The sequence below is a fragment of the Pseudomonas sp. CFBP13528 genome (assembly GCF_005233615.1).
Classification (GTDB): domain Bacteria; phylum Pseudomonadota; class Gammaproteobacteria; order Pseudomonadales; family Pseudomonadaceae; genus Aquipseudomonas; species Aquipseudomonas fluorescens_AM.
Genome location: NZ_QGAJ01000003.1, coordinates 41,107 through 65,909, shown reverse-complemented (window position 1 = coordinate 65,909; position 24,803 = coordinate 41,107). Strand labels below are relative to the sequence as shown.

At 57.8% G+C, this 24,803-nt stretch carries 11 protein-coding genes; 2 read left to right on the top strand and 9 right to left on the bottom strand.

All coding sequences use genetic code 11. The annotated features are described in order from the left end of the window. Positions 1–193 precede the first annotated feature (193 nt). A complete protein-coding gene (locus tag PspCFBP13528_RS06925; RefSeq protein WP_137199869.1) occupies positions 194–463 on the top strand; it encodes a hypothetical protein in 270 nt (89 codons plus the stop codon). A gap of 614 nt (positions 464–1,077) precedes the next feature. On the opposite strand, the gene PspCFBP13528_RS06920 is transcribed toward PspCFBP13528_RS06925, so the two are convergent. The 5 genes from PspCFBP13528_RS06920 to PspCFBP13528_RS06905 all read right to left on the bottom strand — a co-directional run bounded on the left by PspCFBP13528_RS06920 (position 1,078) and on the right by PspCFBP13528_RS06905 (position 10,647). Further along, positions 1,078–8,340, bottom strand: a complete 7,263-nt coding sequence (locus PspCFBP13528_RS06920) for a filamentous hemagglutinin N-terminal domain-containing protein (protein ID WP_137199868.1) — start codon at positions 8,338–8,340, stop codon at positions 1,078–1,080. 528 nt (positions 8,341–8,868) lie between these two features. Then, the gene (locus PspCFBP13528_RS06915) at positions 8,869–9,210 is read right to left on the bottom strand and encodes a zinc ABC transporter substrate-binding protein (protein WP_137199867.1); all 342 of its coding nucleotides are present in this window, start codon (positions 9,208–9,210) and stop codon (positions 8,869–8,871) included. Positions 9,211–9,287: 77 nt separating this feature from the next. Then, on the bottom strand, positions 9,288–9,443 hold the full coding sequence (locus PspCFBP13528_RS27495) for a hypothetical protein (RefSeq protein WP_161594756.1): 156 nt from the start codon (positions 9,441–9,443) through the stop codon (positions 9,288–9,290). Continuing rightward, positions 9,440–9,664 carry a hypothetical protein gene (locus tag PspCFBP13528_RS06910; RefSeq protein ID WP_137199866.1) on the bottom strand — a complete coding sequence of 75 codons (225 nt, stop codon included), beginning with the start codon at positions 9,662–9,664 and terminating at the stop codon, positions 9,440–9,442. The genes PspCFBP13528_RS27495 and PspCFBP13528_RS06910 overlap by 4 nt, the downstream gene beginning before the upstream one ends. A gap of 116 nt (positions 9,665–9,780) precedes the next feature. Beyond that, positions 9,781–10,647: a hypothetical protein gene (locus tag PspCFBP13528_RS06905; protein ID WP_232790584.1), complete on the bottom strand. Its 867-nt coding sequence runs from the start codon at positions 10,645–10,647 to the stop codon at positions 9,781–9,783. 171 nt (positions 10,648–10,818) lie between these two features. Between PspCFBP13528_RS06905 and PspCFBP13528_RS06900 the strand changes: the two genes are divergently transcribed. Continuing rightward, positions 10,819–11,046 (top strand): hypothetical protein, encoded by a 228-nt coding sequence (locus PspCFBP13528_RS06900; protein ID WP_137199865.1) that lies wholly within the window; start codon positions 10,819–10,821, stop codon positions 11,044–11,046. Between the two features lie 898 nt (positions 11,047–11,944). Here PspCFBP13528_RS06900 and PspCFBP13528_RS06895 read toward each other — a convergent pair. From PspCFBP13528_RS06895 to PspCFBP13528_RS06875, 4 genes are all read right to left on the bottom strand, one after another. Continuing rightward, a complete protein-coding gene (locus PspCFBP13528_RS06895; protein ID WP_137199864.1) occupies positions 11,945–12,175 on the bottom strand; it encodes a hypothetical protein in 231 nt (76 codons plus the stop codon). 413 nt (positions 12,176–12,588) lie between these two features. Then, positions 12,589–12,945: a hypothetical protein gene (locus PspCFBP13528_RS06885; RefSeq protein WP_164420254.1), complete on the bottom strand. Its 357-nt coding sequence runs from the start codon at positions 12,943–12,945 to the stop codon at positions 12,589–12,591. A 956-nt stretch (positions 12,946–13,901) separates the two neighbouring features. Continuing rightward, positions 13,902–14,426: a hypothetical protein gene (locus PspCFBP13528_RS06880; RefSeq protein ID WP_137199863.1), complete on the bottom strand. Its 525-nt coding sequence runs from the start codon at positions 14,424–14,426 to the stop codon at positions 13,902–13,904. Then, on the bottom strand, positions 14,426–24,793 hold the full coding sequence (locus tag PspCFBP13528_RS06875; RefSeq protein ID WP_137199862.1) for a hemagglutinin repeat-containing protein: 10,368 nt from the start codon (positions 24,791–24,793) through the stop codon (positions 14,426–14,428). Before PspCFBP13528_RS06875 ends, PspCFBP13528_RS06880 begins: the two co-directional genes overlap by 1 nt. Between the last annotated feature and the right edge of the window lie 10 nt (positions 24,794–24,803).

Below are 24,803 nucleotides of genomic sequence, written 5' to 3'. Positions count from 1 at the left end.
GAATGCGCAAGCTGGTGGCTTTTTTGCAGCCACTTGCGCGCCTGCAAAGTCGTTTTATGACGGCTGTGCGCGGGAGACCTTCGGGTCTGCCGGTTTTCTCTACTGCCGGTTCGCCAACCCGCGTACAGCTGTCACCCATGCGTTTGGCGACGTTTGAGTGATGGCATTCATCACTTAAGTAGAGAGCTTAAACATGAACCGATACATGCCATTAACAGGTCACGACTCAACCATTCCCGCGCTGGTGATCGACACACAGGCGCCCCTCGATGTCCTCTATGAAGCCGCCGCGTATCGTATTCGTGCGGTGACGCAGTTTTTGGAGAATCTGGCGTTTCGGGAAGAAATTAGCAGTGATGCGATTGTGCTGCATGATTTTGCGCTTTTGCTGGCTATTCCGCTGCGGGACGGGTGTGATTTGCTGGATGTGGTTGGAAGAAAGTTGAATACACACATTCTGTAAAAATGGGGGCGGTTAATCGATAACCGCCCTACTTAACACATCAAAAATAAAAACTAAATTTTTAAAGAGCTCTTTCATACCAGCCTTATAAACTCTAAAAACAAAAATATATCCTATATTCGACTCTTCACCGAAACGGCTCCATGCAAATGGATCTGCCCACTTAGATCGCAGCTCCATTCGAAACAGATTTATTTTTTACTTAGCCATTTAAATAAATCCGCCCCCTTTTCTCTTCCTTTTCTCTCTCGTCCCCTTTTCTCTCTTTTCTTTTTCCTTAAAACAGCAGTTAAAAGACATAACATCCTTTTACATTAGAAGTTTCGTATCTCCATGACTTTATTAGCCGATCCGCAGCGACAAAAACCGAATATCGGCAATCTCTAATCCAAGTTATGTAATACCGCCTGCCTCCGTTTTCATCAACAACCTTATCAAAGGTCTTATTCTTATTTACAGGCGACCAATATGAGTCGCCACATCCTCGAGTGCAGTCTTTGTAAAGGTGGGAATCGAAATGAGTACCTACCCATAGATTCATTCCATTTTCCCAATTGGAATGGGAAGGTGCGCAGCCAGCCAAGGCCGACAATAACACTACCAAAAGCCATTTATTAATTTTCACGCTTTTTCTCCGACTCAATTGCTGGGCGGTACTTATCGTACAGTGCTCCATAATTTACAAGCAGAGCAGGCGGCATGCTGCCCAAATTTTCAAAAAGCGACATATCAGCTTGTTTGTAAGCTTCCAAGTTAATCATCCAACCATCGTGCAATGTAGCAAACCCATTAAACCCTGGAATTTGGTTTAATATATTGCTGACTGGAGTACCGTGACAGACAGAATAAAAGCTATCACAGTCTGTCGTACGGTTAAGACCAATATTTTTCCCTTCCCTTATAACGCCATCCTCATCAATTTGTGGAACATAGCCGCCGTCAAGCGGTTCATATTTTGCCCCTCCGTCTCTGTCCACTCCTGGTCTTACATCAGGCCCACGACCAGCAGAAAACTCATAGACCTCGGTCATCGCCCCCGTACCCGCGATTGTCAGCCACGACTTTTTATCTGAACCGCTCAACACACCTTTCAACGCGGTATTCGCGGTATATGCCTTGACTCGTTCAGCGTAGCTCACAGTTTTGTAGTTACCGTCGGACGTCAACTCACGTCCCCAGCCATTGGTAAATGCCGCACCAAAACCTGCAATTGCCGCTCCCGTTGCATAGCCTTTCAATGCATCAGCACTGGTTACATCTTCCAATACCTTCCCAAGGTTGCCCTTGTTATTGATTGTGCTGGCAGCTGCAGTGCCGGCCATTGAAGAAAGCGCGGTTGTGACCATGACGTTGCCCCAACCTGCTGCGGCCACGCCCGTCGCTGTGCCCGCCGTCACCATCGCCGAACTACCAGCCGCCGCCATGGCAGTACCGGAGCCCGCACTGGCGCCCGCCGCTGCGCCTAGTGGACCGCTTGCTGCGCCTGCCGTCAGTGCCGTCACGACGATAATGATAGCCAGCATCGCGCCCTGCCCGAGGCCCGAGTGGCTGTATTTGAAGGAATCGTGGACCTCCTGAACCTGACGCCAATCAACATCACCACGCTTCTCGGCGTCCTTCAACCAAGCCAGCTGCGGGTCCGCTTGGACCATTACATCAATGGTTTGAGCAACAGTTTTTTGGTCGATATGGTGGAGGTCTACCTTCAGACCATTGACGGCTTGGATCGCGAACTTGCCCTGTGCAACAACCTGAGTCTGGCGGAGAGTTTCATCGGTGCTTCCTCGCCCGGAAGAACTCGTCCAGGCCAAATCGTTCTTGCTTTTGGTGTGACTTTCCTGATGCAGGTCTTTTACCGCCTCGAATGTCACAGATCCCCCACTGAGGATGTTGACATCCTTGCCGCTGGTTATATTGGCGCGCTGGTATAGCTGGTCACTGCCGCTGATCAAGCCTATGTCGCCACCGGCTGTGATTTGAGTGCCAACGTGCGTAACCTGCGTCACCTCATCACGACGGGTCTGTTTATTGCCCCAACCACTATTCTTCTTCATGTCATAGAGGGTATAGGCGCTATTTTGCCCAGCCAGCAGACCCAGCCGGCGGTCGCTGTACAGGTACGCCTCATTTCCCGCGCTGATTTTGCTCGCCACCAGTGTCGTGTCACGTCCGGCCTGACTGGTGAAGTCCCTCCCTGCCGTCAATACACTAGCCGCTTGCGTTGTCTGCTCGTCCGACGTTTTGATGCGTTTCTTACCGTCCTTTTCTCTGCCCTCAACCTTATGCGCCTCCCCAACGGACGCAACGTTGAAATCGCGAGCAGTCTGGATGTTGATGTCCTTACCCGCCGTGGCATTGCTGCCGATGATGTTGACGTCTTGCCCGGCCTTCATGTTCAGGTTGCCGCCCGCCGTGACGCTGGCGGCGAGGTTTTTGACGTCGGTGGTGATGCTGGATTTGTGCCCGCCGTCGCTGAATTCGTGCTTCACGCGAGTATCACTGGCGGCGACTAAATTGAGGTCGCGGCCGGCGGTGAGGTTGGCGTCGTTGCCCGCTACCAGCGCGCCTCGGTTGGTGAGGTCGCGGCCGGCGTCGATGGCGAGGTTTTCGCGGGCGACGATGGTGCCGGCGCTGGTGTCAGTGAGGGTGCGCATGCCGACGCCGTCACGCACCTGGATGGCGGTGGTGTCGTTGGTGACGTCGCCTTTGAGGGCCGTGAGGCTGACTTGCTTGCCGCGAATTTCGCCGGCCATGGCGTTGCGGATGCTGTCCTGGGCCAGCAGGCTCAGGTTGTTGCCGGCTTCGACTAGGCCGCCGGTGTAGATACTGCCGCTGCTGATGGCGGAAAGGTTGTTGCTGGCGCGCAGGGTGCCGACGTTGATCAGGTCGCCGCCGGTGACGAGGTTGAGGTCGCGGCCCTGGATCAGGCTGTTGCCGCGCACGTTGCGCGAGTCGGCCTGGGCCAGGTAGAGCACCGGGACGAGCACGGTCTGGCCGTCGATGACGCGGTTTTCCATCCACACGATGTCGTGGGTCAGGGCGCCGACTTGCTGGCCGGTGAGGGCCACGCCGAGGCTCAGGCGCAGGGCGTCTTTGCTGGCCAGCGCGTTGTCCATCAGGTAGCGGAACTGGTCGGCGTCGCTGTACAGGCCGCCGGCGAGGAAGCGTTGGCCGGTTTGCGCGAGGACGGCGTCGCGGATCAGGCGGGTTTCGTACTGGCCGTCACCGAGGCGGCGCCAGGCGTTGTCGGCGTTGAAGCCGAGTTTGCCGAGCATGTAGTCGGAGCTGAAGAAACCGGACACCGAGGTGAATTCGGGGTTGGTCTCGATCAGGTAGTGGCTGGTGGGGTCGGCGTTCTTGACGAACAGGCCGTACTCGCCCTTGGGCAGTTGGAAGGTGGGCGAGGTGGTGGGGTCGACCGGGGCGAAGGCGGTGCCGGTGTAATCCACCGGCACGAAGCCGCCGCCGGGGGCCACGCCCACGACGGGCAAGACGCTGCCGGGGGCCTGGGCGCTCGGGTCGTTGGCGTGTTTGCTCAGGTTGATGCTGATGCCGCCGACGGGGATGCCGGTCTGGTCGTCGCCGAGTCGGCCGGTGAGTTGCGCCAAGGTGTTTTCGTGCAGGGTGCCGTTTTGCAGGGTGCGAGCAACGTTGAGGTTGACCGTGCCGCCGGCTTGCAGCGTGGCCGCGTAGCCTGGGCCACCGTTGTCAGTCCAAGTGGTGACATTACTGACCTCGGCAAAACGGTCATCGGAAGACCGCGCCTTGAGCGCTTCAAACCGCGCCAGATCGAAGTTGCCCGCAGCGACGGCGGCGTTGAACGCTGGGATGTCGCGAAACTCCATCTGGTCCCAGTAGTCGATGTCGATCCTTTTGGGAGTCCCCACGACGATGGTGTTTTGGCCGGTGCGGCTGCCCGCGCCTTGATTGAGCAGGTCATTGGCGCTGATGCTCAGGTTGCCATTGGCAGCCAACAGGCTGTAGCGGTTCTGAACGTTGTCGCCCTGGATGACCAGGTCTTTGCCGGAGACCAGGCGAGCAGGCGCCGAGTCCTTGATCGCCGACTCAAGGTAGGTCTGGTAGATGTTGATTTGTCCGCGCTTGAACGAGTCATGGCCGCCGCAATGCTGGCCACACACCCACTCTATACGACCAGTGGTCAGTGTCTGGCCCAGTTCGAACGCTGCCTTGGCGTTTTCCACGAATGCGGCATTGATGCCGATATTGCCTTCGCTTTCCACAGTACCCGAAAGGTTACTGAAACCTGCCGCGCGCCCGCCATTGACGGCGGAAAAGGTCAGGCTGCCCTTGCTGTAGGCATCACCGTAAAGGTTGCTGAAGCTGTTACTGCGCAAGGTCATGTCGCCGCCGCTGAACAGCAGCGAATCGGCGGCATTGGTGATGCCGTTGACCGCCGTGAGGTTCACCGCGCCCTGGGCACCGAGGGTGCCACGGTTGTTGATTTGCGCGGCGGCGATATCCAGTTGCTGGCGGGCGGTGAGGAAGCCGAGGTTGTCCAGGGTGCCGCCCAGGGTCAGGCGGGTATTGGTGGCGGCCAGGCGGCCGCCGTTCTGGCTGAGGTTGTTGGCGGCGACCGTGAGTGTTTGCAGGGCCGAGACGCGGCCGCTGTTGTTCATATCGCCGGTGGTGATGCTGATGTCACCGTCGCTGAGCAGTTCGCCGCCGTTGTTCAGGCTGGCCACGTTGAGGAACAAGCCCTTGGCGCTGGCCATGCGGTCACCGGCCTTGAGGGCCAGCGCCTGGTCGCTGTTGTAGGTGAGCACGTCGTTGAGTTGCACGCGGCCCAGGCCGTCGACGTTGCCGAAGGCCCAGTCGGCGCTGCCCATGCCCTGGATATTGCCCTGGCTGCCGGAGAGGCTGGCAGTGTTGAGGTGGAACAGGCCGGTGCCGGCGTGTTGCAGCATGCCGTTCTGGTTGTTGAGGCTGGCGGCGTCAAGGCTGAAGGCCTGGCTGCCGAATTCGAGGGTGCCGTTCTGGTTGTTCAACGCACCGCTGAGGTTGATGCTGCTGCTGGCGCCGCCCAGCGCACGCAGTTGCCCGCTGGCGCTGTTATCCAGGTTGCCGCCGGTGAGGGTCAGGCCCTGGTTGGCTTCGATCAGGCCGCCCTGGTTGGTGAGGGTGTCACGCGAGGTCAGGCTGATCTGATTGCCGCTGACCTGGCCGCCCGCGCTGTTGTCGAGGGTCGCGCCGCTGACGGTCACGTGTTCTTTGCCGAACAGTTTGCCGCCACGGTTGGCTAGGGCTTCGACAGTCAATTGCAGGTTGCCGACCAGGCTTGCCATCAGGCCGCCGCTGCCGTTATCGACGCTGTTGGCCGTGACGCTCAGGCTGTCGCCCTGCACGGTGCCGCCCTGGTTGTGCAGGCTGGCGGTGGTGAGCACGGTGGGGGCGCCGCTGCTGAGGATCAGGCCCTTGCGGTTGCTCAGGTCCTGGCCGCTGTAGGTCACGCCTTCGGCACCGGCCAGCAGTTGGCCGTTGTCGTTGTTCAGCTGCTGCGCGGCGATGTCCAGGCGCTTGCCGCGCAGGGTGCCGCCGTCGTTGTTGAGGGTGGTGAGTTGCTTGACCAGCACGCTGCGTTCGCCCGCGTCGATCTGGCCGCCGGCGTTGGTGAGCAGGTCGCTGACCTTGAGCACCACGTCGCCGCCATCGCTGACCAGCGCGCCTTTGTTGCTGTTGGTGAAGGTCTGCGCGGTGACGTCGACGGTCTGGCCCAGCAGGATGCCGGCGCTGTTGTCCAAGCGCTCGCCATGCAGTTGCAGCAGGCCTTCGCTCTGGATGCGGCCCTGGGCATTGAGCAACTGGCCCGGGCCTTTGAGCAGCAGGCTTACGCCCTGGGCGCCACCGGCGAGCAGGCCGGCATTGCGGTTGTCGAGGCCGGAAGCGCGTAGGTCGAGGCGGTCGCCCAACACGCGCCCGGCACGGTTGTCGATGTCGCCACCAGCCACGTCGAGCAGCAGTTGCTTGCCGACAATCACGCCGCTCTGGTTATCCAGGTGGGCGGCGTGCAGTTCGATATCGCCCTGCCCGGCCTGCAAGCGGCCCTGGGCGTTGTTGAGCTGTTGCGCGGCGGCCAGCGTGAGCTTGCCGGTGTCGGCGCTCAGTACGCCGTCTGCGTTGCTGCTGAGGGTGCCGGCCGTAACGTTTAGGTCGGTGCTGGCCTGGGCGAAACCCTGGTTGTTGTTGAAGGTGTTGGCGATGGCCAGGTTGAGCGCGCCGCCGTCGGCCTGGATCAGGCCCTTGAGGCTGTTGTCGAGGTCGCTGGCATTGACGGTCGCGGTTTTGGCTACCAGTACGCCGTTCTGGTTGTTCAGGTTGCCGGCGTTGACGCTCAGGTCGTTGGCGATGACTTGCCCGCCGCTGTTGTTCAGGTCAGCGCTGGTCAGCGCGAGGCTGCCGCCAGCCATTTCGATACGGCCCTGGCGGTTGTCCAGGGAGGCGCTGTTGAGCGTGGCGGCCTGGCCTTCGCCGAAGCGGATCAGGCCACCGAGGTTGACGATGGCCGGCGAGCTGATCACCAGGCTCTGCTCGCCGAACAGGCGCGCGGTGGCGCCCTGGTTGGCGAGCTTGGCGCTGCTGACCTCGATGTTCTTGGCCTGGATGATCGCGCCCTGGTTGGTCAGCGCTTGCGCGGCGGTAATCGCCAGGCCTCGGCTGGCCAGCAGGTCGCCGCTGGTGGTGACGGTTTGCGCGCTCACCACCAGATCGCCGGTGGTGTTGCGGGTGTTATCGGCAGCGACGCCGGCTTCGATGATGCCGGGGTTGTTCACGCTGGCCGCGTTGATCTCGATGCGCTGGCCGGCGGCAATGCTCTTGCGGTTGACCAGGTCCTGGGCGCTGCTCAGTCGCACGTTGCCGTTGGCGTAGACCTTGTCGGTGAGGTCGACGGTCTGTGCGCTGACCTTGACGTTACCGGTGGCCGCCGCCTGCGCCATGCTCAGGCGGCCGTTGGCGTCGAGCTGGATATCGCCACCACTGGCTGCGAGCGTACCGTCGAGCTTCACGCCCACACCGGCCTCGGTGCCCACCAGCTTGATCGCGCCGGCGTACATGCCGCCCAGGGCCGACGAGTCGATCGCCAGCTCGGGTTTGGCGCTGCCGTCATCGGCGCGCACGGTGGTTTTCAGGCTTTGCGCATCGACGTCGTTACGCCCGGCGATGACGTTGAGTTCGCGGGCGTTGATTTGTGCGTTGATTTTGGCCGAGCGGGTGATGATGTCGAAGCGTTCGACGTTGCTGGCGTTCAAGCCTTCGCCGTCGATGGTCACGGCACCGCCATCGACCTGGTAGCTTTTCAACTGGCCGGTCGGGTCGATGACCGGCTTACCCGTGGTCAGGGTCACGTTGGGCGTATTGATAAAGCCGCAACCGCTGCACGTCACACCGTACGGGTTGGCCACGATGACCTTGGCCGACTGCCCCGCCACTTCGGTATAACCGCGCAACTGACTGGCGCTGCCGCCGTTGACTTCGTTGAGGATGACGTTGGCCGCGCCGCCCTTGAGGTTGGGGTTGCCGACAATGATCCCGCCCAGTTGGGTGTTGACCATAGGGCCGTTGCCATTGTTAAGGATCACGCCGTTGGGGCCGACGTTGTAGTCCTTGAACTGGTTATGAGACAGACCCGCGCCGTTCGGCGTGGCGATGTTCACCACCGGCACGCCATTGCCCGCCGCGCCCACCGTGGTACCCGGCGCACTGACCACGATGCCCTCGGCCTGGGCCAGCAACGGCTGCCAGAACAGCGCGTTGGCGAGGATCAACGCCAGCCCGCGCTTGGGCAGGCCGAAGAATGCGTTTCGCGGCTTCAGGACAGCAGAAGGTTGGCGGGCCAGGAAGGCGAATTGTCGAACATCCATTTTCGTAGTCTCGTTGCAGCGGGCATTAAGGACATGCGGCAGTAACCTGCGCTGGGGGCTCGCTCATTACTGTCGACATGCGATCGTCAGGCTGGCTGGAGATAGAACGTCAGCTCTTATTGCCATATCGGGAAAATGCCATTACTTAGCCATCAGATCGCCGAATAAGTTAGTACAAGGAACGGGGGAAAAGTTCGCGAGGGATGTGTGAATTGGATCCCACTTATCGGAATTTAGGGGTGGGTTTGGTTTTAATAGCGTTGGCGCAGCGGGCGAGTGGGATTGACTCAGTTGCTGCCACGTCAGTGGAGGCCTACCTGAGCTCGGGAGAAGCGGCCGAAGCTCAGGGAGGATATCTATTGTTTTGCGCAACTAGTCGATGGGACTTCTGCGACAGGGCCGGGCGTCTCTAAACTGGAGTGCTCTCATTGTGGCGACCAGGCCTGGAATACTGGCGATTCTGCACAGATTTTGGAGGACGAGGTGCGCCATCAAAAGCAGAGCTTAGGATGAATTTGTCGGGATCCCTCAGGGTCCGACCCATAATAATTTCGCTTTTAATGTATCAGGAACCAGTTCAAAAAGAGCCCGAATTAATTTCAGATGCTCCCAGTAATTTGGTGAAATATCATCACTACAATTATCAAAGTAATACTTAGCCTGATGGTTTAAAAACCATATATCATGCTCGAAAAACTCTGAACTCAAAAAACTACTGGAAAGGTTATGCACTAACTCTGCTTCAAAATAACAAGACCTATCTTTACCCTTTATTCTTTCATCCAAAGTCTGAGTATTTCTTATATAAGACAACGCTAAAGAAAGCATCTTGATGTATATTTCATTTTTTTTAATATGTGCAATCATCATTTTCTCACCGGCATGGACTGGGCCCCAGCTGGGGAAATAGGGGTCAGACCACTATTTTTCAAACCGTGGTCTGACCCCTATTTCTCCTGCACAAGCGTGACAGCTTGCCCTCGAATATCAATAACGACTTGCTGCTGCATTCCTTGCGGTAAATTTTCAGCTCGCTGGAGGGCTTGGTTGGAAACATTACTAATCAATCCGCTTTGATTTTTTACAATTTTGTAGTTTTTCACTTCAACGCTGCATACGTTACCCACACACCAGTCTGGACGGACACTACCTGAAGTGCCATAAGGGACTTCTTGCCCATTTTTATAACTGACTTGTGGGCGAGCTCCCGCACCAAGATCAGCGCCAACATCAATCTCAGATTTTTGGGGTGTAGGACGAACAGCTGTCCCGGTAGAGGCGAGATCATCTGCCTTTCCAGCAGCACCGCCAGTAGCTTTTGCATCAAGAGCGCACCTTTTGCATCAAGTGAACTGCTATTCAGCCACATCAACATCTACGAAAAACGTGGTCTGTCCCCTATCGCTTATCAGGGTCGTTCCCGATTGTTCTATTTGTGCTTTAGCTGAAGAAATTTCTATAGGCTGTCTCAACCCTTACAGAAATGTCATCAGGCGTGAAAGCCAGATTCTCCAATGCAGCCACTTCAATAGATAACAAGGGATTCGCAACTGCAAGTGACTTCAACCCGCACTGTTGGCGAACCTTAAAAATTGCGAAAACCTCCAAAGGCAGCAAATCAAAAGGTGGGTTTTTGAACTCCGGGTCCCAAGCCCCGCCCTTATCTTCGGAGTTAGCTAAGTGATATTGGCATACCTCGTCCAGTACACCGGCAAGCCTTTGCTCATCTGCCCAACTGTCTATCACTTTCTTGTAAATGCCGAGATCCATAGACTCAATCAGGGCAGGTGCATTCCCACCCGAATAGACAGAATAGAGCCACAGCATGAAAGGTTCGAATCGACGCTCTTTGAGATAGCCGGGATCAACAGCTCCATCAACTGTTAACATCCCAACAAGCACATCGGCGACCGACTCCGCTAGATCATGCCTATCCGCAGCAATGAAACCTGCAAGTAAGCAACCTGCATTGCTCAACTGATTGGTCAGATTCGGGGCGTTTCTAATGCCTTGAAGAAAGCTCGTATTAGAAAAGGTCTTAGCTCTGAGCATTAGCACCCAATAGCGGTAAATCATCGCGCGGGATACTTCCTCCCAGCCAGAAATATCACCGGCACAAATAGAAACCTCTCCCTGTATACCGTGACAAACTGCAAGTATCCCCAATGAATCAGATACATTGCCCAACCCCTCCAAGGAGTCACAGGCAAGATCCTCTTCAAGGTACTCAAGCTCTTGAGCCAGCATCCCATCCGACTGAGACAGCCAGTGCCGATGCTGCTCTAGGATTTCTTCTATTTTTTTCATTCTGGTACGCCCCATCAGTCAATTACGCGCCCAAGGTGAGACCCGCAATACTTCACCCTGTAGGTCAACGCCGATCAAATTACCACTCAAATTTTCAGGGGCACGCCTGAACTCCCGAAGCATCTGCCTAGCCTGCTGCTGCTCTGCCACGCTGATGATCTTGTAACGACCTTGTCGACTAGCTGCCTGACCCAGAACATCCTCGGTTTGGATGATTTGGTGTTCGCTGAAGGAGAACGCGGGCCGTCCGACGATTTGCGCCTCCGCTTTGAGGCCGTCAGCCATATGCCCGAAGCCAAGAAATCAGTGATCAAGGCACTGCTCGACGGGATGGTTCTTAAGTACCTGGCATCAAAAATCATGGAGGCGGATAACAGCAGCCGACCACCCAGTGCGTAATCAGAAAAAAGGGCCGATCTGAAAGAGTAAACCGGCCCCCCATACTTCGCTGCTGCGTATAGCAAAAGCTATACGCCATACGTCAGTGTTTATTGAGGGGAAATAGGGGTCAGACCACTATTCTTCTATTTAAAAGAGCAACTCCACTAAACTCTAAAAACGCAAAACCGTGGTCTACCCTATTTCTCCAAAAATAAACCATATTTTTAAAGAGCAACTTCACTGAACTCAAAAAAACGCAAAACGTTGTCTGACCCCTATTTCCCTAACAACATAAATATCACCTTTTCCAGGAATGGTGCGAGGAGAAGGTAGTACAAAATAGGGGTCACAAAATAGGGTCAGGCCACTATTCTTAGTCAGCTTAGCCGCACATCAACAAGCCAACCGAATAAAATAATAACAAAAAATAAATAATATTTCTAAAGGGTAATTCTGCTGAACTTTAAAACACAAAACCGTGGTCTGACCCCTATTCCCTTTCCAAAAATAAACCATATTTTTAAAGAGCAACTTCACTGAACTCTAAAAAACGCAAAACGTGGTCTGACCCCTAGTTCCCAAGTGTATAGCAGCACCTAGAAGACAGAAACCGGATAACTAATTGATACATATAGAAAATACCCACCTCGCGAGAGATGCGTGTTGTGTATTGAGATTTTGCTCCTGTTAAGGAGCGAAAATTCATGCTGAAAAAGGGCGTATTGAGCAGGTAGACCGTAGGTCGTCAGGTTGGTAGACAAAAAGGAGACAAAAGGACTACAAAAAGGGTACAGCTTGAGTACAAGAAGACTACAGGATGAGTGCAGGAAGGCGGCAAAAAGGGTGCACATAGGGTGCAAAACACCGGCGCAAGGCCGGTGTCGATAGTGCCTGATCAAGTTGGGTATATTGGAAACTACATCTGTCGAATATTAGATAAAAAATCATAAAATTCTTTTTCTGTCATCTCAAACTCTGGCCCTTCGACCATTGCCATTAGTGACAACAACGCAATGTCTAAATCTTTTGTGAAAGAAAGGTTTGGATCTTGGTAAATATCAAGTGCCTCTTTTGATATTTTAAAAATATCAAATCCATCAGCAACCACTCTTCCAAGTCTGTCAGCCACTATGTCTTCCATGCTCATTGCTGCCCCCAACTCTTTAGCTCTGCTCCGGTCGGAGGGTAGTGCTGAGCATCAACCGGCTGCCCATTAATACTTTTCGGGTGGACACGGATTACTTCTCCTGCATGGTCATAGCTTTCCATCCATTGCCTCGTACTGCCCGTTTTAGGATCAAACTCCGTGGCGAAAGAAGCACCCCGAGTAGGTCCTTCTGTCCTTGCAGGAACCTCTTGTGTGTAGTAACGAATACGGCCATCAGGCAGTGTTCTAGCGGAAATAGGGGTCATACCACTATTTTTCAAACCGTGGTCTGACCCCTATTTCTCCACTGCGTGATGAGGTGCGCCATCAAGCGCTGAGCTTAGGGTAAATTTGTGGGGATTGCTCAGGGTCTGCCCCCTATTTCTCCCAGCCTAGCACTCATCAGAAAGTCTTTACTCTTCATCCCAAAAATCTCCGGGAGGCGCATACTCCCCACCCCGTAAGACAGCGCACCAGCCATAACTTCTATAAAACATCTCAAGATCAAGGATCTTGTAAACGCCTTCATTAATTTTATGCAATGTAATCAAACCATTAGCGAAATGCGTATATCGACCGCCCGCCCCCGCAACGGCTCTTAACTCCAGCTCTCTACGATCCCATTCTGATACCACCCCAGATGACTCAGGAACCGTATCCGAAAACGAAATTTCAAATTCTTTTGAGACCTTGCAAAAGCAGGGTATTCGTTCCTGCCTGAGTAATTCATTCGTGATCATGTTCTCAGGGAAGTCGATAATTAATTTCACTTAAGTGCACTCCGAGGAACAACAACCTCACCTGAAAAGTTTCTTTGAAAGGTACTGACGGGACTGAAATATTGGGCCCCGTGCGGATCGCGAATAGCTACAACGGAGATTCCATTTCTAGTTGTAACCCCATCCACCACAACAAAATGGGAAAAGTCCGTACCTTTCGTGTTGTCAACAATGCGGACAACCACCGGAGCTCCATCACCGGTGTACCTAGCCAAATCAGCAATATTTCTGTTCCCAAAGGCACTTGCAGGAACGCCTTCAGAAGTCATCAGGCTCGGGGAAATAGGGGTCAGACCACTATTCTTCTATTTAAAAGAGCAACTCTACTAAACTCTAAAAACGCAAAACCGTGGTCTACCCTATTTCTCCAAAAATAAACCATATTTTTAAAGAGCAACCTCACTGAACTCTAAAAAACGCAAAACGTGGTCTGACCCCTATTTCCCTCAGATAAATGCGCGCCTTTTCCACTTTTTTAGGCTCAGCACGCTTTTATGCCTAATCCGATAGGGTGTAAGAAACATCTCCCGAGTCGCGCCAAACTCCATTCGCAAAGCTTATCGGCCGCTGTGGATAACATACCAACACCCCTTCGACGAACTGACGAAACGACAAGTCAAGTCGCGTTATCCAACGCATATTGTCGATTTCCAACAATCGCCAGTTGTCTCCACTGTCGAAGCCGAAAGCAGTCCCGGTGCTATCCCAGCCGAACAGCCACACCTCGCCCTTAGCACCCGATTCATAGGGTCCGTCTTTATAAAACCCATCATCACCAAAGTACTCTACCGCGGGACATAATGTGTGCCTGCGGAAATAGGGGTCAGACCACTATTTTTCAAACCGTGGTCTGACCCCTATTTCTCCACCATCTCTAAACGCATAATTATTGTTTAGTCTCTGGCAGAGGTTTTAATGGCGCGGACACATCCTGTGCGCTCTTTAAACTACGGCTGCCAGAATGTCAGACAGACGCCATATTCATCGAGAAGATCGTCAGCAATTTCAAACTGAAATACCTTCTCTGGAAAGGCATCGGATAACGCGCGCTTCCAATATCTAGTGATCTGTTCAGCAAATAAATGACAAAGACGATAATCTTCTTCCGACAGGCCCACTTTAAATACGGGTCGGCCCGGTGCATCCTCCCACTTTGAAAAGAACTGATTTATTGAAAAAATATTTCTGTATCGTTCAACGTCTCTACGCGATGTACTTTGTTCCAACATACTAGATTCGGTCTCAACCAGCCCGTTCAAATGAAATTTTTGCGGATCGTGTTGCTGAGCGTTAGGCAGCCAGAAAATGTGACCACTGACCTCAATAAAATCAGGAGAGAGCAAACCTAGAACAGAAATTGCCTGTTCTAATGAAACCAAGTGCCCTACATATGAAAAAAACTCCCCGGAGCCAATATCTGAAACAAACAGATTCAACGACTCTTTAGAAATATTACCCTGATAAACTTTCATCATTTCAACCCTAAGCTATCAAGAACCGACTGAGGAACATTTCCCTCAAAAGCTTTTGTATCACTTCCCTTCTTGGGGAAATATGTTCCATTCGGAGCTTGGTTCCATTCGACTACCTTAATCCGAGAGCTAGACACATCATATAGCGCACGCCCCTCAGGACCGTAGACAACAACATGCCCATTTCCAAGATTCGCATAAGAATCGGGAGTTTGCCCTTGCAACGGATACTGAACACCACCACGCGTTCCCGTGACCGTCACATTCGTTTCCCTGAGTCCCTTGGTATAATCTAAATCAATAGTATTACCGGCAGAGTCCGTAATGAACCTGGGTGTATTTGGAGCGCTAGTAGTTGCTTTTGCACCCGCGAAATCCGCATCGTTAGCAGCAGCCTTACCAGCATCTACAAAGCCAGTTTCTCCAGAAACCAGCCCTGAAGGAGTTGCTTTCGCGCCACCCAACTCTACTCGAGCAGCAACCTTAGCCGTAACCTTCTCCGCCAACAAGGCGCCACCCTTCACAAGCCCACCGCCAACTGAAAGGACCGCAGCCATATCGCTGATCAGCCTTCCAGTTTCAACCCCGGCGTTAAAGGAGCCACTGGGCCCGGCTTCTTCATACTGCGCTTGCAGTCGGTCTATGCGATCAATATACGGCTGCTTGACCGCGTCCCAAACACCACCGCTCTCCACTACAGCTTTGAGCGCCGCATAGGTCTCCTTGAGGCTGCCTGCAGTGTGCACGATACCGTCAACAGTGTCGTTCAGCCCCAGAACAGCACCAGCGGCAGCACCGACTGTAAAACTCGCATCCTGTGCGATGTCGATCGCTGTCCACTTCGTAGCTGTGCCTGTACTGCAGACCAACGTCGGACACTCCCTCATTTCCTTGTCTCTCTGAGCCTTCTGCGCCTTGCTCAGATAGTTGTTCTGGACGGCATTAGTGCCCGCTTGCGCGCCGGTCACTGCCCCACTCAGGTCACCGCCCGCAATCCCCCCAGCCAGCCCAGCGGCCAAACCGGACAGCGCAACCACCGTCTCTCTCTGCTCCTGCGTCAGATCCGCCGTTTTAGTGTTTGGGTACAGTTGATGGGCGATCAATTCGCCCGTCGCTGCCCCGGCACCGCCTGCCAGCGCCGAGTTGCCTTGGGCCTGTGCCACCACGGCACCCAATACCGCATGCGCCATGGTATTCAGCGCATCGTTGTCTCCGGTGGTTTTCTTGATCACTTGTGCCAAGTAAGGAGACGACGCCCCCGCAATAGCGGAGCCAATATCGCCCCCCACCAGCCCTTGCAATGCTGCTGTCACCGCCTGTGCTACACGCGGGTAATTACCGCCGACCCCGTAGTCGGCCATGATTCGTTTATAAGCGTCAGTGGCGATCAGTTTTTTCTTGTAGGCGTCGACGTCCTCTTTTTTGGCATCTTTTCCAGGCTCTTTGATGCCACGCTTATCAAGTTCAGCACGCGCTTCTTTATCGGCATCGATCTGACCCTGAGTCCGAACGATGTCTACCGTCTGAGTGCCAATATCCGCAATCAACTGCACCTGCCGCAGCCGTTTCTGCTCTTTCTCCTTATCGAAGATGGGGCTGATGGCACCGTTGGCGTGTTCAACATCGTGACTCAGCGTTGCTACGTCCTGCTGCTGTTTGGCAGGGTCGCGTATATCGAGACTGCCATTGGAAATAGCCGATGAGGTCGTGCCGCTGTCACTGTCGCCATGATTGAACGCGATCAAGGTGCCGCTGGGCATGTTGCTGATGAACGCGTTGGTGCCATCGCTGCCACTGCTGACGCTGGCGCTCTGCAACTGGCTTGTGTAGTCAGCCTTGTTCTTTAAAACGCTCCAGCCCAGGGTGCCGGTGTTCAGGCGGTTTTTGTCCGGCGTGGCCGTGCTGGCGATCACGCTGCCATCGAGTTGGGTATGGTTGCCCACATCGATCTGGTAGCCGCCCTTGCCGCCGAACAGGCCGGTTTGCTCCTGCACGCTCTGGTATTTGGAGTCGATCTTGCTTTTGCTGATGCTCAGGTTGGCGCTGGCGCCGCTGCCGATGATGGCAAAACTGACGCCCCCACTGACATCCGTTTGCTTGGACTTGTAGTTATCGGTGTCCTGCAGGCTTTGCAGCGTGAAGTCGCGACCCACGGTGGCGGTGATTTTGTCTGCGCTGACTTGCGCGCCTTTGAGGGCGGTGTCTCGTCCGCTGATCAGGCTGACCTGTTTGCCCGCGTCCAGCGTTGTCTCCGTCCAGGTGGTGCCGGTGCCCTTCTCGTTGCCGGTGCCCTTGTTCGCATTGGCGAAGATACTCAGGCCACTTTCTCCGGAACCCACGCCCAGACTGATGCCAATCGCTCCACCGCTGCTGCTGTTTTTGCCATCGAGCTTTTGATTGTTGGCCGCAGCCTCCAGGCGAATATCACGCTCCGCAGCCAGCGTCATTTCATTGCTGGCCTGGAGCTTGCTGCCTTGAACGCGGATATCACCGGCGTCTCCCGGCGTGCCATTCCCCTGCGCCACGATGGTGAGGTTATTGCCCGCCGTCAGGTTGCTGCCCTGGCTGAGGGTTTGTTCCTGCGTCTGTCTGGAGTCGGACTTCTGCGACCCCAGGGAGATGCTGATACCTACAAACTGCCCAGCGTTGGCGCCGGTCATGCCGCCATCCTGCTGCGCCGCTTGCCACGCCTGCACCCCCGTCAAACCCGCCTTCACACCTTGCAGCGCCGAGAGGCGGCCGTCGTCCTCGCTTTTGGCTTGCTTGGCAGTTCGGTAAGCGGAGTCCACCGCGCTACCCACGGTGCCGGAGAGTGCCAGGGTCAAACCACTGGTTTTGCTTTTGGCCGTCTGTTCGCTGCGGTTGTTGTTTTCGGACGCCAGGATGCTGACATTTTGCCCAACCAGGCTGATGTCTTTACCGGCAACCACGTCAGAGCCTTTGATGGTGAGGTCTTTGCCCGCCCGGATATCCACGCTGCCCAGCACGCTGCCGATGTTGCTGGCCCGGGTGGTTTCGGTGCTGCTGGTGAGGGTGTTTTTATTGCTGCTTGAACCCAACGTAACGCCGATGCCGCCGCTGCTCATCAAGCCCGATTTTTTGGTCGAGGACGAATGGCTTTGTTCAAAGGTTTCCGTTGCCCCATCAATCACCACATTACGCCCGGCAATCAGGCTGGTGGCGTTCGTGGACACCACGTCACTGGCGCTCGTGCCGATGTCGCGACCGGCACGCACGACCACCGTGTCGGCGCTGATGGATGAACCCTGTTGGGTAATCTGGTTACTGCTGTCGATGCGCGTTTTCTGGCTGCTGGACAGCAACCCTTTGCTGGTTTTGGTCTTGCGGTAATAGCTGTAGTCGCTGTCTTGGGCGGCCTTCAGCGTCAGATCATTGCCCGCATAGAGGAAGGCTTCCTTGCCCGCGCTCGCGCGACTGGCGCTGACGGCGAGGTTGTTGCCTGCACTCAGGGAGAGGTTTTCGCCGGCCACCAATGAGGTGCCTACCTGCTGAACGTGATCCTCTTTGCTGGTGACCTTCTTGGAATTGAACGCCGAATGCTGTTCATTCGCCGCCGAAGCCAGGTTCACATTGCCCTTGGCCACCAACGCCAGATCACGCGTTGCATTCAACTGGCTGCCGATGGCGCTGATGTCCCGTGCCGCCACAATCTGGAAGTCCCGCCCGGCTTCTACCACCGTGCCGTACTGGGTCACGTTGCTGCTGCGTGAGTAGGTGCTGACGCTATTGGCGTTACGTTGTTCGGCAGTGACGAGGTTCACGTCACGCCCGGCCTGGATACGGGTGTCGGTACCGCTCTTGAGTACACCGCCGGTGCTGTTGATGTCGCGACCGGCTTGCAGGGTCAGGCTGTTGGCGGCTTCGATGCGCGCGGCGTTGTCGACGAAGTCGGTGCGTTCGGTGCGATAGCCGCTGCTGCTCTGGTGGCTGGTGACGGTGCGTTCGTTGAGCACATCGCCATTTACCGCAGCGGCGCTGACGTCGCGCCCGCTGATGATGCCGCCGGCGCGGTTGGTGAGGCTGTTGCCGGCCAGCAGGTCGAGACGGTTGCCCGCTGCGATGAGGCCACTGTTGACCATGTTGCGCCCGGCGCTGGCGGCCAGGTTATTGGTGGCGCGCAGGGTGCCGACGTTGGTCAGGTCTGTGCCGCTGACCAGGCTCAGGTCGCTGCCGGTGATCAACGCGCCATTGGGCGCCAGGCGGTTGTTGGCCTGGGCCAGGTAGAGCACCGGCACCAGCACTTGCTGGCCGGCGACGGTGGCGTTTTCCATCCACACGATGTCGTGGGTCAGGGCCGCGACTTGTTCGGCGGTGAGGCTTACACCGACCGACAAATTGAGCGCCTGACGGCTGCCGATGGCGTTGTCCATCAGGTACTTGAACATCGCCGTGTCGCTGGTTTGACCGTCGATGAAGCGCTGGCCGGTGCGGGCAATGACCGCTTGCTGAATCAGGCGCTGTTCATAGAGGCCATCGCCCAGGCGTTTTTGCGCCTGGTCGGGGTCGTAGCCGAGCTTGGACAGCATGTAATCGGAACTGAGGAACTGGCCGAGATTGGTCAGCTGCGGGTTGGTTTCGATCAGGTATTTCTGTGGGTTGGAGACGAACTGGCTGTCCGGCAGGCCTTGCACGCGGTTGATGGTGACACCGTCGGCCGAGGTGCCTGCGGCGGGTACGACCGGCCCGGAAGCCGGGGCTCGGTCTACGCTGCCGCCGCCCAGGCTCCAGCCTTGCGGGCCGGTACTGGCCGGCGCACTGGCGCTTTGGCCGCTGAGGCGGAACAGACCGCCCTGGCCGCTGGGCAAGGTAAAGCCGGGCAAGCTCAGCGGGTTGATCTGCTGCTGGGCCAGGTCCGGAGGCAATTGCGCGTTGAGGGTGACGCGGGTCGAGTAACCGTTGGCGGCACTGGCGCCGGTCGCGCCGGTGGTGGTTTTTGCACCCGCCCCGATGTAGGTGTAACCCGGGCGCACCACGCTGTTGTCGATACCGGCCTGCGCCTTGACGTCCACCGCGCCGGCAGCCTGAATCACGGCAGCATAACGCTGATCATCGCTGGCGATTTTGGTGACCTTGCCGAACTGCGTGCGCTCGATCTCCATCATGCCGATGAAGTTGGCCACGGTGGCCTCAAGGCCGCCGAGGTCATTGGGGTTGTAACCGGCGCTTTTGAACCAGTATTTGTTGGTGAGTGCGGCGGCTGCATCGAACCAGCGTCCAGGGTGCTTGGTGCGCTCTGACGTGAACAGACGATAGGTCTCGGTCTCGCCGGTTTCGATGCCGGTGTTGACCAGGTTGTTCAGGCGCGCCGTGAAGTTACCGCCGGCCGCGATCGAGCTGCTGCTGTTGAGCAGGTCGCCGCCCGCCAGGGTCATGTTGCCGCCGGCGGTGATACTCGAACCGGCACTGGCGGCGGTCACTTCCAGCTTGTCGCGGGTCAGCAACTCCCACACGTAGTTGCGCGGGGTGCCGCCTGCTTTGCAGTCACCGGCGTTGACGTACTTGATGCACGCGCCCTCGGTGGCCGAGGCGGTGTAGACACCCGCGTCGTTGACGGTCAGTACCGCACGTTCGTTTTTGATCGTGGCGGCGGTGAGGGTCAGGTCACCATCACTCTGCATGCTCGATGAGCTGTTGATAATGCTGTCGGCCAGGCCGCCCTTGCCGTCGCGATCGACACTCAGGTTGCCCATGCTGTAGAGGTCGCCGTAGCTGTTGTTCAGCGACGCCACGCGCAGGCTCATGTCGGCGCCGCTGAAGATCAGGCCGTGGTCGTTGAGCAATGCGCCGGTGTTGACCGTGAGCGTTTGCCCGCTGCCGAGCGTGGCGTAGTTGTTGAGCGCGCCCGCGTTGATCAGCAGGTCGGTGGCCGAGGTCAGGCGGCCGCGGTTGTTCAGGGTGCCGCTGAGGGTGGCGCGGGTCACGCCACCGCCGGCGATGCTGGCGGTGTCACTCAAGTTGGCCTGGGCGGCGGTCAGGTTCAGTTTGCCCAGGCTGCTGATGCGCCCGCTGCTGTTCAGCGCGCCGCTCAGGCTCAGGTCAAGGTCGCCGTCGCTGGCGATCAGGCCGTTGGTGGACCAGTTGCCACCGCTGCCGATAAAGCGCCGGGCGCCGAGCAATTGACCGGTCGCGGTCTGTTCGAGGCTGTTGACGTTGACGGTCAGTTGCCCGGCCTGGATCACGCTGCTGTTGGTCCAGGTGTCCTGGGCGATGGTCAGGTCGCCACGGGTGACCAGGCTGCCGCCTACATCATTGAGATTGCGCGGCGCGATGCCGAAGGTGCCGGTGCCCACATGCAGCACATTGCCGCCGAGGTTCTGCAGGCGGTCGGCGTCCAGGCTCAGGTTGGTGTTGGCTGTTTCCAGCACGCCGTCGCGGTTGTCGAACAGCCCGCCAATGGCGAACTCGGTGGTGCCGCTGTTACCCAGTGCGCGCAGGCGGCCGGTCTGGTTGTCCAGGCTGGCGGCGCGGACCTTGAGGGTGGATTCGCTTTCGATGATGCCCAGGCGGTTATTCAACGCGCCGCTGAGGTCCAGGTCGATCTGGCGGGCGGCAATCTGGCCATCGTTGTCGCCGCTGTTATCGAAATCGTGACCGACCACGCGCATCAGGCCTTTGGCATAGAGCCCGCCGTTGCGGTTGTCGAAGTTGCCGGTGGTGACCAGGCCGTCGCCGGCCTGGGCGGAAATGCGTCCGCCGTAGTTGTCTACGCCACCGGCCTGCAGGTCCAGGGTCTGGCCCTGCATCACGCCGCCCTGGCGATTGTTGGTGAGGTCATAGCCGTTGCGCAGCACACCGACCACTCGGGTCTGCAGCAAGGCCTGGAGGCTGGCGAGGGTGCCGCCCCGGTTGTCGAGGCTGGCCGCGCCGGCCTTGAGGTTGCCGGCCTGGGCGATCAGTTTGCCGCTCTGGTTATCGACCGCATCGACCACATCGAGGGTCAGGCCGCCCTGGCTTTGCACCGCGCCTCTGGCGTTGTCGAGACGGTTGGCGCTGAGCGTGAGGTCAGCGTTCTGGCTGTAGATCAAGCCGTCGTTGCCGTTCTGTACCAGACCGCTGGCGGTGATGCTCAGGCGCTCGTTGGCCGCCAGCGTGCCGCGATTGCGGTTATCCAGGCCGCCGGTCAGCAGCGTCAACAGGCCTTGGCTGGCGAGTTGCCCACCCTGGTTGTCGATCTGCGCGGCACGGCTGATCAGCAACGGGCCAGCGCTGGCCAACTTGCCGTTGGTGTTGGTCAGGGTCGCCAGCAGGTCCAAGCGAGTGGCAGCGCCGCCGCTGATGGTGCCGGCAGTGTTGTCCAGGTTCTGCGCGGTCAGGTTCAAGGCCGTGCCGCTGTCGATGGCGCCGCCGTTGGCATTGTTCAGCAGCCCGGTGACGTTGAGGGTTTGCTCGGCAGCGCTGGAAAGCGCGCCTTTGTCGCTGTTATCCAGCTCGGCGGCACTGACCGTCAGCGCTTTCTGGCTGACCAGCGCACCCGCGCCGCTGTTGAGCAGGCGGCCGGTGAGCGTGGCATTGAGGTCGCCGTAGCGGCTCGAGAGGGTGCCGCCGTTGCGGTTGTCCAGGCTTGCGGCAGTGGCGTCCAGGCCTTGCCAGCCGGACATCAGCCCGTTCTGGTTGATCAGCGTCTCGGCGTTGAGCACCAGCAGGTTATTGCTGATCAGCTTGCCCGCGCTGTTGTCGAGGGTACGACCACTGAGGGTCAGGGTCTGCGCGCTGGAGAGTTCGCCGCCCTGGTTGCTGAGGTCACGCAGGTGATTGATGCTCAGGTTGCCGGCGGTGGTGATCAGGCCACCGGTGTTATTGAGGTCGCCGGTGGCACTGCCGAAGTCCACGGCAATCGCGCTGCCCAGCAAGGAGCCGCCCTGGTTATCCAGGCTCGCGGTATTGATGCTCAGAAGGTTGGCCGCGTTGATCAGGCCCTGGGCCTGGTTGGTCAATGGGCCGCTCACGTTGAGCAGGGTGTCGCCACGGCTGGTGAGGGTGCCGCCGCTGTTGTCCAGGCTGGCAGCGCTTGCGTCAACCGCAGCGGCGGCAATCATGCCCTTGACGTTGGCCAGGGCCTGGCCGATGCGCAGGGTCAGGGCGGCGTTGCTCAGCAGTTTGCCGCTGCTGTTATCGAGGTTGTCGGCGGTGAGTGTGAAGGCCTGGCTGCTGGAAATCTCGCCGCCCTGGTTATTAACGTCCTTGAGGTTGTTGAGCATCAAGAGCGGGCCGTTGATCAGCCCGCCCTGGTTGTTGAATTGGCCGCGATTGAGTTCAAGGGTCAGGCCGGTGGCGCTGGTCACCTGACCACCTTGCTGATTGTTCAGGTCGCGAGTGTCGATGCGCAGCGCATTACGCGCGCTGAGGGTGCCCTGCTGGCTGTTGTCGACGGCTGCGCTGGTCAAGGTCAGGGTGCCGTCCGTCACCAGGCGGCCGCCCTGGTTGTCCACCGCGTCACGGGCGGCGATGCTCAGCGGGCCGGCGCTGGAGAGCGCGCCACCACGGTTGACCAGGGTGCCCGTGGTCACGGTGAGCAGCCCTTCGCTGCTGATCAGGCCTAGGTTGCGGTTGAGCAATTGATCGACGTTCAGGTTCAGGCCAGTGCCAGCCACTACCAGGCCGCCATCGCTGTTATCCAATTGCGTGCCGTTCACCGCCACGCCCGCACGGCTGGACAGCTCGCCGTTGCGGTTGTCGATGTTGGCGACGTCGACCTGCACGCCGCCGGTGCTGGCGACCAGGCCTTTCTGGCGGTTGTCGAGGCGATTACCGGTGAGGTGAAGAACGCCCTGGCTGGTGACGCGCCCGTTCTGGTTGTCGAGCGTGCCGGCGCTGAGGCTCAACGCGTTGCCCGCCGTGACCAGGCCCGCGACGTTGTCCAGGGTGGTCACCGTCAGGTTGGCAGTGTCCAGGCTGGAGATTTCGCCGCCGGTATTTTGCACCGTGCCCAGCGTGGCAGTCAGCGGGCCGTTACTGGCGATCAATCCGCCCTGGCCGTTCTGCAGCGCGCCGGCGTCGATAGCCAGCGCGGTGTTGCTGAGGACTCGTCCGTTGTTGCGGTTATCGAGGGCAGCCGCCGTGACGCGAGTGCCTTGCCGGGCGCTGAGGGTGCCGCCCTGGTTGTTCAAGGCCTGGGAATCGACGCTCAAGCTGCGGCTGGCGATCACGCTGGCGCCATTGTTGTTGACGGCCTGGCCGCGCAGGCTGACATCACCTGTGGAGTTGCGGGTGTTATCGGCGTTGACGCCGGCTTCGATGATGTCTGCGTTGGTCAGCGTGCCGCCGCTGGACAGTGCAATGCGGTCGCGTGCGGCCAGGCTTTTGCGACTGTTGAGATCGCCCTGGGTTTGCACCTCCAGCGCGGTACCGGCATACATCGGTCCCTGGGCGTCAAGGCTGGCGGCTTTGACATTGATCGCGCCGCTGGCAGCGGTCTGCGCCAGGCTCAAGCGCCCATTGGCATCGAGCTGGATATCACCACCACTGGCCGCCAGGGTGCCGTCGAGCTTCACGCCCACGCCGGCTTCGGTGCCTACCAGTTTGATCGCGCCGGCATACATGCCACCCAGGGCCGACGAGTCAATCGCCAGCTCGGGTTTGGCGCTGCCGTCATCGGCGCGGGCGGTGGTTTTCAGGCTTTGTGCATCGACGTCGTTGCGCCCGGCGATCACGTTGAGTTCGCGGGCGTTGATTTGTGCGTTGATCTTGGCCGAGCGGGTGATGATGTCGAAACGGTCGATGTTGCTGGCGTTCAGGCCTTCGCCATCGATGGTCACCGCGCCGCCCTCGACCTGGTAGCTTTTCAGCTGGCCGGTCGGGTCGATGATGGGTTTGCCGGTGGTGAGGGTGACGTTGGGCGTGTTGATGAAACCGCAACCGGCGCAGGTCACGCCGTACGGGTTGGCGACGATAACTTTGGCCGACTGCCCCGCCACTTCGGTATAGCCGCGCAACTGGCTGGCGCTGCCGCCGTTGACTTCGTTGAGAATGACGCTGGCCGCGCCGCCCTTGAGGTTGGGGTTGCCGACGATGATCCCGCCCAGTTGGGTGTTTTGCAGCGCGCCGTTGGCGTTGTTGAGGATCACGCCGTTGGGGCCGACGTTGTACTGCTGGAACTGGTTATGGGACAAGCCTGCGCCGTTGGGCGTGGCGATGTTCACCACCGGCACGCCATTGCCCGCCGCGCCCACCGTGGTACCCGGCGCACTGACCACGATGCCCTCGGCCTGGGCCAGCAGCGGTTGCCAGAACAGCGCGTTGGCGAGGATCAACGCCAGCCCGCGTTTGGGCAGGCCGAAGAACGCGTTTCGCGGCTTCAGGGTGGCGGAAGGTTGGCGGGCCAGGAAGGCAAATTGTCGAACGTCCATTTTCAGTTTC

Excerpts from the sequence above, each read along its gene's own strand:
- PspCFBP13528_RS06875 (WP_137199862.1), bottom strand. The coding sequence starts at position 24,793 with ATGGACGTTCGACAATTTGCCTTCCTGGCCCGCCAACCTTCCGCCACC.
- PspCFBP13528_RS06920 (WP_137199868.1), bottom strand. The coding sequence starts at position 8,340 with ATGGATGTTCGACAATTCGCCTTCCTGGCCCGCCAACCTTCTGCTGTC.
- PspCFBP13528_RS06925 (WP_137199869.1), top strand. The coding sequence starts at position 194 with ATGAACCGATACATGCCATTAACAGGTCACGACTCAACCATTCCCGCG.
- PspCFBP13528_RS06895 (WP_137199864.1), bottom strand. The coding sequence starts at position 12,175 with ATGAGCATGGAAGACATAGTGGCTGACAGACTTGGAAGAGTGGTTGCT.
- PspCFBP13528_RS06910 (WP_137199866.1), bottom strand. The coding sequence starts at position 9,664 with ATGCAAAAGCTACTGGCGGTGCTGCTGGAAAGGCAGATGATCTCGCCT.
- PspCFBP13528_RS06905 (WP_232790584.1), bottom strand. The coding sequence starts at position 10,647 with ATGAAAAAAATAGAAGAAATCCTAGAGCAGCATCGGCACTGGCTGTCT.
- PspCFBP13528_RS06915 (WP_137199867.1), bottom strand. The coding sequence starts at position 9,210 with ATGATGATTGCACATATTAAAAAAAATGAAATATACATCAAGATGCTT.
- PspCFBP13528_RS06880 (WP_137199863.1), bottom strand. The coding sequence starts at position 14,426 with ATGAAAGTTTATCAGGGTAATATTTCTAAAGAGTCGTTGAATCTGTTT.